The sequence below is a fragment of the Bacillus sp. IS1 genome (assembly GCF_032461585.1).
GTDB lineage: Bacteria > Bacillota > Bacilli > Bacillales > Bacillaceae > Bacillus > Bacillus velezensis.
Window position 1 is genome coordinate 562,018 of record NZ_JAWCWR010000001.1, and the last position, 14,957, is coordinate 576,974.

The window sequence follows — 14,957 nt, forward strand, 5'->3', positions numbered from 1 at the left end:
CAGCTCTATGAAAAGTGATATGAAGGCAAGCGGGTTACTCAAGCCATCTGTCAGCTATGGAAAATCATTGCGGCTTTCAGCGGATCAGCCGATGACGATTCCTGAAGTCCTGCACAAAACCGCCGCGGCAGCGGGAGATCAAAAGGGCATCACATATATACAGCCTGACGGCACCAAAGTGTACCAGACTTACAGCGGCCTGAAAAAGATCGCTCTTTCGATTGTGAAAGGGCTCCGCCAATCAGGAGTGAAGGCTCAGGATGAAGTCATATTACAGCTCAGTGACAATTCCCAGCTGATTCCTGCTTTTTGGGGCTGTGTTTTTTTAGGAGCGATCCCGGTTCCGCTTGCGGCCGCTCCGGCTTATACAGAAATGAACAGCGGGACGCAAAAACTAAAAGACGCCTGGATGCTGTTGAATCAGCCGTATGTCATCACAAGCCGTGACGTGCTGCCGGAGATGACTGAATGGGCGGAGGAGCAGGAGCTTTCCGGGTTTTGCGCTTTGGCGGCAGAAGATCTCAGTGCGCACGAAATGGATACGGACTGTCATCATCCCCGTCCGGAAGATTTGGCGATGCTGCTTTTGACCTCGGGAAGCACGGGCACGCCGAAAGCCGTGATGCTCAGCCATGAAAACATCGTCTGCATGGTCAAAGGAAATATTCAGATGCAGGGCTATACAAGTGAGGATGTCACGTTTAACTGGATGCCTTTTGACCATGTCGGCGGCATCGGAATGCTTCATCTGCGTGATGTTTATCTCGGATGTGAGGAAATCAACATACCGAGCGAATCCATTTTGATGGACCCTTTAAAATGGCTCGACCTGATTGATCATTACCGCGCTTCGGTCACGTGGGCCCCCAACTTTGCCTTTGGACTGCTTGCCGATTTTGCAGAAGAGATTCAAACGCGGAAATGGGACTTATCTTCCATGCGTTACATGCTGAACGGCGGGGAGGCCGCGGTTGCGAAAGTCGGACGCAGAATTATGGAGCTTTTAGAGCCGCACGGTCTGCCGGCTAATGCCATCCGTCCCGCATGGGGAATGTCCGAAACGTCTTCGGGCGTTATTTTCTCAGATGAGTTTACATTGGAAAACACGAGGGACGACGATCGTTTCGTCGAGATCGGTCTGCCGATCCCGGGATTTAATATGAGAATTACGGATGACCGCAATCAAGTGGTGGAAGAAGGAGAAATCGGCCGCTTCCAAGTGTCCGGTCTGACTGTAACGAGCGGATATTATGAGCGCCCGGACTTAAATGACAGTGTCTTTACAGAAGACGGCTGGTTTGAAACGGGAGATCTCGGATTTCTGCGTGAAGGCCGCCTGACGATAACGGGGCGCACGAAAGATGCCATCATTATCAACGGTGTGAATTATTACAGCCACGCCATTGAATCAGCCGTTGAGGAATTGCCGGAAATTGAAACGTCTTATACAGCGGCATGCGCCGTCCGGCCGAATCAAAGCACGACAGATGAGCTGGCGATTTTCTTTGTGACATCTGTTCCGTTGGATGAGAACCGCATGACGAAGCTTCTTCATCACATTCACCAGCACGTGACACAGAGAATCGGCGTTACCCCTGATTATCTGCTTCCGGTCGCAAAAGAAGACATTCCTAAGACGGCGATCGGGAAAATCCAGCGCACTCAGCTGAAACATTCATTCGAACAAGGGCAATTTGATTCATTACATAATAACAGACAAGCAGGCGGCAATTCAGACACGGCTTCTGCAGAGAAAGAAATTGAACGGGATTTTATCCGTTTTCTGAAAGAGGAACTTTCCATCGCGGATGAGCTCGTTGATCCAAATACGCCGTTTCAAAGTCTTGGCGTCAATTCCATCAAGATGATGAAACTCGCCAGATCAATTGAAAAAACGTATCACATCCGGCTGACGGCAAGAGAGCTGCACAAAAACCCGACGATTGGCGCTTTAGCGGCTTATACTGCTGAAAAAGCGGCAAACATGTCAGCGGAGCATCATTCCCAAAAAGCCGAACCGCCGGCAGAACGGGAGAGACGGCAAACGGCGCCAGCGCTTTCAGAAGTCCAAAAAGGGCTGTGGACATTGCAGAAATTGTCGCCTGAAACGACTGCATACCATGTCCCGCTATGTTTCCGATTCACATCCGGAATCGACAAAGACAAACTGAAACAGGCGTTTCAGTTCGTATTAAAGCAGCATCCGATGCTCAAAAGCGCCGTGAATGAAACAGACGGCGGGTTTTATTTCATAGAAGCGGCAGATCCTTTTGTATTCTCGGAAGAAGATATTTCTGACGTCAATGAATCACAAATATCCGCTCTGATACGGAAAAAAGTGAAAGAGCCGTTTGTCAAAGAAGGCGGGCCTTTGCTGCGCGTGCAGCTGCTTTCAAAATCCGCCGCGGAACATTATTTTTTGACGGTCATTCACCACATCGTGTTTGACGGCATTTCATCCATTACATTTATTCACAGTCTGCTGGATCATTATCAGGCGCTGCTGGAGGGAAAAGAAGAGTTTACGGCCGCCGCTCCCGGGATTCATCCCGATTTCGCAACTTGGGAAAAGCGGTATTTAGCGGGTGAAGAAAGCAAAGCTGCCCGCGCTTACTGGATGAAACAGCTCGGGGGCGATCTGCCTGACCTTCAGTTTCCGCCGATGCGCACGGACAGCAGTGTTCCGGAGTTTACAGAAGATACGCTGACACGCCGTCTTCCCGAACGGCTGCTGAATAATATAACGGCGTTTGCCGCATCCCGTTCGATTCATTTGTCTACCGTCATGCTGAGCTGTTACATGGTGCTTTTAAGCAAATATACGGATAAGGAAGATATTGTGACAGGCATGCCTGCAATGGTCAGACCCGAAGAACGCTTTGACGGAGTGGTCGGCCATTTCCTCAACATGCTTCCCATACGGAGCAGAGCCGGACGAAAAGAAACATTTGCTGACTTTGTTCAAAAGGTGCAGGATGCCGTTCTGGACGGACTGGATCACTCATTTTATCCGTTTCCGAAAATGGTGCGTGATGTGCATGCGAAACCCCGGCAGAACGGTTCGCCTGTTTTCAGCAATGCCTTTTTCTATCAGAACTTTCTGCAGCATTCGAGCTATCAATCGATGCTTGATGAATACAAGGAATTCTCCTGTGAATTTGTAAAAGACATTCATCAGGAGGGGGAATATGATCTTGTATTTGAAATGTGGGAAGAAGCATCAGGCATGGATCTTACGATTAAATACAGCACCGAATTATTCGACGAAGCAGGGGCGGCCAGGCTTTTCAGCCATTTTGTACAGGCTGCTGAAGCTTTGACGGCGAATCCGGATATGCCGCTTGAGAACGTTTCTCTCATGACAAAAAGAGAGGAGCACATGATTCTTAAGACTTGGAATGAGACAAGCCGTGAATATCCGGATGCCTGCTTCCATGAATTATTCGAACGTCAGGCGGCAGAAACGCCGGACGCTTGTGCGGTCGTGTATGAACAGCAAAAGCTGACGTACCGTGAGCTTGATGAAAAAAGCACGAAGCTGGCGCTCTATTTGCAGGCGCACGGTGCAGGCCCTGATGATCTCATCGGCATTTATACAGACCGTTCATTGCATATGGCTGTCGGCCTTCTCGGCATTTTAAAAGCCGGGGGAGCGTATGTGCCGCTTGATCCTTCTTATCCCGCTGACAGATTGGAATATATGATCACCGACAGCAGGATTTCAATGTGCCTGACGACAGCTGATTTAGAGCACTCTTTGAACTGGGGAGGCGTGCAGACAACTGCCATTGACCGCGATTGGTCTCATATTGAAAGTACAGCCGCGGAAAGAACGTCGCTGAAGCGGTTAGTGACACCTGACGATCTGGCGTATGTCATTTACACGTCGGGCAGCACGGGCAAACCGAAAGGCGTGATGATTCCGCACCGGGCGCTGACCAACTTCTTAATCTCGATGGCGAATGAACCGGGGCTTTCGTCCGAAGACAAACTGCTTGCCGTCACGACATATTGCTTTGACATCGCGGCACTGGAGCTGTACCTTCCTTTAATCAAAGGAGCGGAGTGCAACATCTGTAAGACAGAAGTCACAAAAGACGCACGAAAGCTGAAAGAGCTGATTCAAGAGTACAAACCGACGATCATGCAGGCGACGCCGTTTACGTGGAAAATGCTCTTTCATTCCGGATGGTCAAATGAAGAAAAAGTGAAAATCCTTTGCGGCGGAGAGGCGCTCAGCGAACAATTGAAGCAGCAGTTTCTAGATACGAAAAGTGAGGCTTGGAATATGTTCGGGCCGACAGAGACGACAATCTGGTCCGCGGTGCAGCGTATCACGGAAAATGAGAGTGCGCTTACGATCGGACGCCCGATCGCCAATACCCGCGTGTATATTATGGATTCCGGTCTCAACCCTGTTTTAGAAGGGGTGCCGGGAGAACTTTGTATTGCGGGAGACGGATTGGCAAGAGGGTATTTCAACAAGCCTGAGCTGACAGATAAAGCTTTCGTCAGCCACCGGCTCGAACTGGGATCAAAGCTTTATAAAACAGGCGATATGGCGCGTTTTCTTCCCGGCGGCCGCATTGAATACATGGGACGGATGGACACCCAAGTCAAAATCCGCGGCTACCGGATTGAACCCGGAGATATTGAGAGCCGGCTGAATGCCCATCCGGCCGTACAGGAAAGCGTAGTGGTTGTGAACAATCACTCCGGAAATGAGAAGCTTTGCGCGTTTTATATCCTGAAAAACGGAGAGCCGCTTCCATCTGCAAAGGAATTGCGCAATCATTTGAAACAAGCGCTGCCGGCCTATATGACGCCAGCTTCGTTTATCCGACTTGAAGAGCTGCCGCTCACACCGAACGGAAAAGTGGACCGCAAGCTTCTTGCTGCCCGCGACCTGACGGAAAAGCAGCCGGACACACAAACATTTTCATCATCTCATATCCAGCAGGCGGTGCTGGCGATTTGGCAGGATGTATTGAAAAGCAAAGATATAGAGCTTGATGACCGCTTTTTTGATGCGGGGGGAGATTCGCTTCTTGCCGTGACTGTCACTGAGCGGATGACGCAGGAACTGGATTGTGAATTCAGTGTAACGGAGCTGTTTGAATACGCGACGGTAAAAGACATCAGCCGGTACATCACTGAACAAAAACCGAAAGAAGCCGTTTTGGCTCCTGTGCCGCAAAAGAAAGTGAATACAGAAGACCGGGAACACCTAGCGGGAGAATTTCCCGATTATTACGAGGACAGCCTTGCGGTTATCGGTATATCCTGTGAGTTTCCGGGAGCGAAAGATCATTATGAATTTTGGAATAACATCAAAGAAGGCAAAGAAAGCATCACCTTCTTTTCAAAAGAAGAGCTCCGCCGATTCGGTATTTCTGAAGAACTGGCTGATCATCCCGGCTTCGTTCCGGCTAAATCAGTTTTAGAGGGGAAAGAAATGTTTGATCCCGGTTTCTTCGGCTTTTCACCGAAAGATGCGGAATATATGGACCCTCAGCTGAGAATGCTTTTACTCCATTCATGGAAGGCAATCGAGGATGCGGGATATATCTCAAAAGAAATTCCGGAAACAAGCGTGTATATGTCTGCCAGCACGAACTCTTACCGCAGCCTGCTGCCGGAGGAGACGACAGCACAGCTGGAAACGCCGGATGGCTACGTGTCATGGGTGCTTGCCCAAAGCGGTACGATTCCGACGATGATTTCTCATAAACTCGGGTTGAAAGGGCCGAGCTATTTTGTCCATGCCAACTGCTCATCTTCGTTAATCGGCCTGCATTCGGCTTTTCAAAGCCTGCAGTCCGGCGAAGCCAAGTACGCCCTTGTCGGCGGTGCGACCCTTCATACGGAATCAAGCGCCGGATATGTTCATCAGCCGGGGCTGAATTTTTCGAGCGACGGGCATATTAAAGCGTTTGACGCGGCTGCTGACGGAATGATCGGCGGTGAAGGAGCCGGCGCCGTGCTCTTGAAAAAAGCGTCTGATGCCGTTAAGGACGGCGACCATATTTATGCGCTGCTGCGCGGAATCGGCGTCAATAACGACGGAGCGGATAAGGTCGGATTTTATGCGCCGAGCGTCAAAGGACAGGCTGAGGTCATTCAGAAGGTCATTGATCAGACGGGCATCCATCCCGAAACGATCGCGTACGTCGAAGCTCACGGCACAGGAACAAAACTCGGCGATCCGATCGAACTGTCCGCACTTCAATCGGTGTACGGCCGATATACAGATAAAAAACAATACTGCGGCATCGGTTCAGTCAAAACAAATCTCGGGCATTTGGATACAGCGGCCGGAATGGCGGGCTGCATCAAGGTTGTCATGAGCTTATATCATCAGGAAATCGCGCCGAGCATCAATTACAAAGAGCCGAACCCGAATCTTCATTTAGAAGACTCTCCGTTTTACGTAGCGGAAGAAAAGAAAGAGTTAACCCGTGAGAACAGAGCGCACCGCATGGCTTTAAGCTCTTTCGGTCTTGGCGGAACAAACACACACGCGATTTTTGAACAATATCCGGATGCATCTGAGGCAGCAGACGCTGCCGGTCCGTTCATCATTCCGTTGTCTGCCAGAAAAAAAGATCGTCTGAAGGAGTACGCAAAACAGCTGCTGGCTTTTCTGGAAAGAAAAACGGACGTCGACCTCGCTGATCTTGCCTACACGTTCCAAGTCGGAAGGGAAGCGATGGAAGAGCGCGCGGCCTTTATCACAAGCGGCACTGCGGAGCTGAAGCGGCAGCTTGCCGATTTTATCAATGATAAGCCGGCTGTAACAGGCTGCTTCAGGGGAGAAAAACAGCAGGCGAAAGATATTGCCTGGCTTTCTGATGATGATGACAGCGCTGAACTCATTGAGAAATGGCTTGCGAAAGGAAAAGGATCGAAGCTCTGTGAAATGTGGAGTAAAGGTGTCGCCATCAATTGGCACAAGCTTTACAAAGACAAGCATCCGAAACGAATCAGCGTGCCGGTCTACCCGTTTGCAAAGGAGCCGTACTGGCCGAAAAAAGCAGAAAAGAAAACATCTGCCGCACACACCGGAGTCTCAGTTTTACACCCGCTCGTGCAGCAAAATACGTCAGATTTAACCCTTCAGCGGTTCAGCTCACGGTTTACAGGCTCAGAATTTTTCCTGAAGGATCATGTGGTCAGGGAAAAAGCTGTGCTGCCGGGAGCGGCATATTTGGAAATGTCTTATGAAGCGGTAAAACGGGCGCTTGGCGGCTTATTAAAAGACCAAGACAGAATAACGCTCCATCATACCGTCTGGATGAAGCCGATCGTCGTTCACGAACAAGAGCGCCAGGTCCATATTGCGCTGTTCCCTGAAGAGGACGGCATCATCTCATATGACATTTACAGCATAAACGCTGACGATGAAGAAGTGCTGCACAGCCAAGGGCGTGCCGAAATCATAAAGGCTGAACGAGAGCCTGAGAGAGACCTTTCTGCCATACAAAACAGATGCACAGCGGACATTCTTGATCCGGCGGTCTTTTATCGGGAAGGCCGGAGCAGGGGGATGTTCCACGGAAAAGCCTTCCAAGGCATTAAGTCCGCCTTTATCGGCGAGAAAGAAGTGCTTTCGGACATACAGCTTCCGGATTCTGTTTCTCATACGAACGGACAATTTACGCTTCATCCGAGCATCATTGATTCGGCTATTCAGACGGCGACGATCTGCATTATGCAGGAGTTTTCCGGACAAAAACTGATTCTGCCGTTTGCGCTGGAATATCTTGAAGTCGTCAAAGCATGCACGCCGATTATGCGGGCGCATGCACGCTTCAGTGAAGGATATCAAACCGGTGATTCCGTGCAGAAAGCCGACATTGACCTGTTCGACGAAACAGGAGCGCTTTGCGTGAAGGTGAGAGGATTCTCTACGAGAGTGCTTGAAGGCGATGCAGAATCGGCTCAGCGGCTATCAGGCTCGGAAAAGGTCTTGTTTGCACCGGTCTGGAAAGAAGCTGCCGCATCCGAGAAAGCTTCTGTCCATGCTGATGAGCATTTGATCATACTTTGTGAAGATGCCTGCCGTATAAAAGATGAAGCGGCATCCGGCCTGAAAGACGCCGAACTGCTGATTGCAGAAGGTGAGGGTGAAACAGCCGCTGAACGCTTCCAAAGCTACGCGCAGACAATCGCCGAACACATCCGGCGGATCATCAGCGAAAAAAGGCAGGGCCGCATTCTGATTCAGACCGTTATTTCAGCAGACGGCAGCCAGCAATTGTTTGCGGGGTTAACAGGTTTGTTAAAAACAGCCGAGCTAGAATACGGAAAACTTGACTGTCAGCTCATCGAAATGGAATCAATCGGTGAAATACCGGCTGTCGCTCAAAAACTGAAAAACGACAGTCATCGGCCGCATGATAAACATATCCGTTATAAAGGAGACAAACGGTATGTGAAGGCTTGGGAAGAAATGCATCCCGCAGGGGGCGGCATCGTCTGGAAGGACGAAGGCGTATATCTGATTACCGGAGGGGCAGGAAGCCTGGGCTTGATGTTCGCAAAAGAAATCGCAGGTCGCGTAAAACACCCGAAAATCATTCTGACCGGCCGCTCAAATCTGGCAGAAGCCAAACAGCGTGAGCTTGCTATGCTTCAGCACTCAGGCGCAAATGTCGTCTACAAAAAGATGAATGCGGCAGACCGGCGGGAAAATGAAGCGCTGATAAAAGAGGTTACGGCCGAATTCGGAAAGCTTAACGGGATTATTCACGCTGCGGGAGTGATACAAGACCGCTTCCTGCTGCAAAAAACGAAGGAAGAGTTCAGGGAAGTGCTTGATCCGAAAGTGATCGGAACCGCTTATTTAGATGAAGCCAGCAAAGACTGCAATCTTGACTTTTTCGTATTGTTCTCCAGTGTTTCCGGCATTCTCGGCAATATCGGGCAGGCTGATTATGCCGCAGGCAACGCGTTTATGGATGCATACGCCGCTTACAGGCAATCCCTTACGGAAAATGGCCTTCGGCACGGAAAAACGGTCGCCTTTAACTGGACGCTGTGGAAAGATGGCGGTATGCAGGCGGGAGACGAGACGGAGAGAATGATGAAAAAAGCTTTCGGCATGGTTCCGCTTCAAAAGGCGTCAGGCCTGGCTGCTTTTTATGAAGGAATGGCTCAGGAAAAGCCGCAGCTTTTAGCAGCTGAAGGACACGCAGCAAAATTAAAACAGTCGTTCCTATCCGTTTCTGAAACTGAAAAGCCGCAGGTGGAGAAAATAGAGCCTGTATCCGCCGTTTCGGGAGACAAATGGCACGGTGTGCTTATCCGATTGGTCAGTTCAATTTTAAAAGTCGGCCAAGACGAGATTGATATTGATACGGAACTGAGTGAATACGGTTTTGATTCGGTATCCTTTACCGTCTTTACGAATCAATTAAATGAAGCGTATCAGCTGGAACTGGCGCCGACGATCTTCTTCGAACACGGGGCGATCCGCAGTTTAGCAGAGTATTTGACGGATGAGGCAGAAGCCGGCCTTCCTTCTCAGCCGGAAGAAAAACAAGATGCAGAAGAATCTCTTCAAACGCTTCACACCGCTTTGACAGCCATGGTAAGCGGCATTTTAAAAGTTGATCGTGAGGACATTGAGACAGATACGGAATTGAGTGAATACGGTTTTGATTCCGTATCGTTTACCGTCTTTACGAATCAATTAAATGAAGCGTATCAGCTGGAACTGGCGCCGACGATTTTCTTTGAGTACGGAACGATCAGCGGTCTCGCCGGATATTTGTCAAAAGAGCATCCGGGCCGTTTCGGCGAAAAGAAGAAAGAGTCTCCGAAAAAAGAGCAGCCAAAAGCCCAAAAATCGAAAATGCAGCGGAAAAAGCGCTTCGCAACGGTAATGAACGCTGCGGCAGGGACACAAGAGCCGCGCCGCTTGGATACGGTTGCGATTGTCGGAATCAGCGGCCGATTCCCGGGCGCGAAGGATATAGAGGAATTTTGGCGCAATTTGAAAGAAGGAAAGGATTCGATCACAACCATTCCGAAAGAACGCTGGGATTGGGAAGCGTTTGATGGCGACCCGAATCTTGAAGGGAACAAAACGAATATCAAGTGGGGCGGCTTTATCGACGGAATAGCTGAATTTGATCCGCTGTTCTTTGGGATTTCACCGCGGGAAGCCCAATATTTAGATCCGCAGCAGCGGCTGTTATTGACTTATGCATGGCGGGCGATAGAAGATGCGGGCTGTAAGCCGGAAAGCCTTTCCGGCACAAATACGGGCGTCTTTATCGGCACCGGAAATACCGGTTATAAAGATTTGTTCACAAGGGCAGGTCTTGCGCCGGAAGGACATGCGGCGACAGGCAGCATGATTCCTTCCATAGGTCCGAACCGTTTGAGCTATTTGTTAAATCTTCACGGGCCAAGTGAGCCGATTGAAACGGCATGTTCAAGCTCGCTTGTGGCGATTCACCGGGCGGTATCCGCTATAGAAAACGGAGAATGCGACATGGCGATTGCCGGGGGAATCAACACGATTCTGACGGAAGAAGCGCATATCAGCTACAGCAAAGCAGGCATGCTCAGCAAAGACGGAAAATGCAAAACCTTCTCCAAAGATGCCAACGGGTATGTCAGAGGAGAAGGCGCGGGAATTCTGATGCTGAAGAAACTGACAGATGCAGAACGTGACGGCAATCCGATTTACGGCGTGATCCGCGGTACGGCTGAAAACCACGGCGGCCGGGCGAATACGTTAACCTCGCCGAATCCGAAACTGCAGGCTGATTTATTGGTGAAAGCATACCGGAAAGCGGGAGTGGACCCGAGCACCGTTACGTATATTGAAGCGCACGGTACAGGAACGGAATTGGGCGACCCGATTGAAATAAACGGTTTGAAAGCGGCGTTTCACGAGCTGGCGAAAACAAATCAAGAGCCTGAAGTCTTCGGTCACCGCTGCGGCATCGGTTCGGTCAAAAGCAATATCGGCCATTTAGAGCTTGCCGCGGGAGTATCAGGCGTCATGAAAGTGCTTTTGCAAATGAAGCACAAAACGCTGGTGAAAAGCCTGCATTGCGAGACGATCAATCCGTACATTCAGCTCGATGACAGTCCTTTCTACATCGTGCGGGAAAATCAGGAATGGACGGCAGCAAAAGATAGAAACGGAAATGCCATTCCGCGCCGGGCCGGGGTCAGCTCATTTGGCATCGGCGGGGTCAACGCTCATATCGTCATTGAAGAGTATGTCCCGAAAGCAGCCGCTCAGCCTGAGCACAGCCCGGAAAATCCGGCAATCATCGTTTTGTCCGCCAAATCAAAAGAAAAACTGTTTGAACAGGCGCGGCAGCTGCAAAAAGCGATCCGTCAAACGCCGTATACAGATCAAGACTTGGCGGGCGTCGCTTATACGCTGCAAACCGGAAGGGACGAAATGGAAGAGCGCTTGGCCATTCTTGCAGCGACGATGGCGGAATTGGAAACAAAGCTGGAAGCATTTACGAAAAATGAGAAAAACATTGCCGGGCTGTATACCGGCCAGTCTCACCGCAATAAAGATACGTTTGCCTTGTTCACCGCAGATGAAGATATGGACATCGTCATTGACGCCTGGATTAAAAAAGGAAAATTCGCCAAGCTGGCAGAGGTATGGGTGAAAGGCGGCGTATTGAATTGGAACCGGCTGTATGAAAAGGGTACGCCGCGTTTACTCAGTCTTCCGTCTTATCCGTTCGCAAAAGACACGTATTGGGTGCCTGAGAATCCTGACAAAAAGAAGGTCCATACAGAGGAACGGATGAAACGTATTCTGACGAAACAATGGGAACCGAGCCCGCTCGAACTGGGTGAACCGTGCGCACGTTCCGTTGCGATTTTGACAGGCGGGGACACGATCAATCTCGCAGAAGAGATCGCAGCGCATATGCCGAATCACCGTATCATCACAGCATCAGACCTTACCGGTGAATATGACTGGCAGGCGTTTGGCGGAGTCATCGACCTCCTCGGCGCAGCGAAAGAAGATTCTCAAGACATGGCCGGTATCAAATGGCTTCAGCAATTGATTGAGCATGGGCATAAAGAAGGGATGACACTGCTTTGTGTCACGAAAGACCTTGAGTCACTAGATAAAGAAGCCAATCAAACAACAGGAGCAAAACGGGCCGGTCTGTACAGAATGCTGGCATACGAGTACGGTCATCTGTCTTCAAGGCATCTCGACCTTGAAGGAGGGCTTTCTGTTGACAAACTGGCGAAGCAGATTGCCGATGAGTTTCATGCCCGTACTGATGACGCGGAAGTTTGCCGGAGGGATGGCTTGCGTTACCGCGCTGTATTAAGCGGCTCAGAAAATATGAATATGCAAGGCGAGAGAATTGATTTTCCGGACAACCATGTGCTTCTGATCACCGGGGGTACGAGGGGGATCGGCCTTTTATGCGCACGCCATTTTGCCGAACATTACGGAGTGAAAAAACTGGTGCTTACAGGCCGTGAGACCCTTCCGCCGCGAAGTGAGTGGACGGGCGGACTGAATGGGGTGACGGCTTCTGTAAAAGCGAAAATTGAAGCTGTTCTCGACTTGGAATCCAAAGGTGTACAAGTGAAGGTATTGTCAGTCCCGTTAGCTGATGAAGCCGGGCTGAGACAGGAACTGAGTCAGATAAAACAGACGCTCGGACCTATCGGCGGCGTGATTCACTGCGCGGGTGTGACCGATAAAGAGACGCTCGCATTCATCAGAAAAACCGATGAAGACATACAGCGCGTGCTCGAGCCGAAAGTAGACGGGCTTCAGGCGTTATACAGTGTGCTCAGCGAAGAGCCGCTGAAGTTTTTCGTCTTGTTCTCTTCCGTGTCAGCTGCGATACCGGCGCTTTCGGCAGGACAGGCCGACTATGCCATGGCCAATGCGTATATGGACTATTTTGCAAACTCATACAAAGAGCAGCTGCCGATCGTAAGCATTCAGTGGCCGAACTGGAAAGAAACCGGAATGGGCGAAGTAACGAACAAAGCTTATAAAGAGAGCGGGCTATACAGCATCACGAATGCAGAAGGATTACAGCTCCTTGACGGCATACTTCTTGAATCAGCAAGGGGCCCGGTGCTGCCGGCCGTTCTGAATCCTAAGCTGTGGAAGCCGGAGCGATTCCTGCGGCGGAGCAGGCAGGATCAGCCAATGAGTCCGGCTATGGTAAAACCGGCGGAAAAAACCGCTTATACTGCCGCAGACAACGCTCAATTAACAAGGAAAACAGAAGAATGGCTGATAGAATTATTTTCTGAAGAGCTGCGGATTGACCAGGATCAGCTTGAGACAGACGTATTATTCCAAGATTACGGAGTGGACTCCATTATCCTTGCTCAGCTTCTGCAGCGGATCAACCGGAATCTCTCGACATCGCTTGACCCGTCCATTCTGTATGAATATCCGACGATTCAATCTTTCGCAAATTGGCTTCTCGAAGGATATACAGAAGTTTTATCAGAACGGTTTGATTTGGCGGCGGAGCCTGTTCTGAAGAAGCCGGCTGAGCCGGTGATTGAAACACAAGCCGTTAAGGTGCAAGAAGAGCAGGCCGGAAAACAGATTCACCGGGAAGATATCGCGGTCGTCGGCATGTCCTGCCGGTTTCCGGGGGCGGCTTCCTTAGAGGCGTACTGGTCGCTTTTGGCTGAAGGCCGTTCGGCTATCGGTCCTGTTCCGGCTGAGCGATGGGGTTTGAAGACGCCTTATTACGCGGGAATGCTTGATGGAATTCATCAATTTGATCCGGACTTCTTTTTACTGGCAGAAGAAGATGTAAAGGCAATGGACCCTCAAGCTTTGGCCGCTCTGGAAGAATGCCTTAACCTGTGGTATCACGCTGGCTATACGCCGGATGAGATAAAGGGAGAAGCAATAGGTGTGTATCTCGGCGGACGCAGCCGTCACAAACCGGGTGAAGAGAAACTGCTGGATGCGAAAAACCCGATCATCGCGCTGGGCCAGAATTATTTGGCCGCAAATCTCTCTCAATATTTTGATATGCGCGGCCCGAGTGTTGTCCTCGATACGGCTTGTTCTTCTGCTTTAGTCGGCATGAATATGGCCGTGCAGGCTCTTGTAACAGGAGAAATAAAAGCGGCCGTCGTCGGCGGCGTGAGCCTGTTTGAATCAGAAGAAACCCATAAATTATTTGAACAGCGCGGCATATTAAGTAAAGCGCAGTCGTTCCATGTATTTGACGAACGCGCCGATGGAGTTGTGCTGGGCGAGGGTGTCGGAATGGTTCTATTAAAAACCGTGTCTCAGGCGATTGAAGACGGAGATTCTATTTATGCCGTAGTGAAGGCGGCATCCGTCAATAATGACGGAAGAACGGCAGGCCCGGCTACGCCCAGTCTGGAAGCGCAAAAATCCGTCATGAAGACGGCTCTTGAAAAAAGCGGAAAACAGCCGGAAGACATTACTCATATTGAAGCGAACGGTTCAGGCACGGTCGTGACGGATCTGTTAGAACTGAAGGCCATTCAATCCGTCTACCGTTCAAAAGACGCCGGCCCGCTCGGAATCGGATCTGTGAAACCGAACATCGGGCACCCGCTTTGCGCGGAAGGAATTGCAAGTTTCATAAAAGTTGTTCTCATGCTGAAAGAAAAGAGCTTTATCCCGTTTTTATCAGGCGAGCATGAAAATACACATTTTGATAGAGAAAAGGCCAATATTCAGTTCAGCCGCACTCTGGCAGACTGGCCGTCACCAATACCGGCGGCAGGAATTAACTGTTTTGCCGACGGCGGAACAAACGCCCACGTCATTGTGGAAGCGTGGCAGGAAGACGAAGGGCGCCCAATCAAGCGCCATCCTTTAACACCGCCTGCATTAAATAAGCGGCTGATTTCGCCGGACAGCAAAGAAGAAACGAACGAAAAAGCTGCGGCAAACATCTGGGATACCTATGAAGTGGAGGTTTAAC

Annotated in this window: 1 protein-coding gene; it reads left to right on the top strand. The window is 50.3% G+C overall.

The window, feature by feature from the left end:
• The first annotated feature begins 7 nt into the window (after positions 1–7).
• The gene (locus tag RUW00_RS02655) at positions 8–14,956 is read left to right on the top strand and encodes a non-ribosomal peptide synthetase (RefSeq protein WP_280145108.1); all 14,949 of its coding nucleotides are present in this window, start codon (positions 8–10) and stop codon (positions 14,954–14,956) included.
• Position 14,957: the final 1 nt, after the last annotated feature.

Excerpts from the sequence above, each read along its gene's own strand:
- RUW00_RS02655 (WP_280145108.1), top strand. The coding sequence starts at position 8 with ATGAAAAGTGATATGAAGGCAAGCGGGTTACTCAAGCCATCTGTCAGC.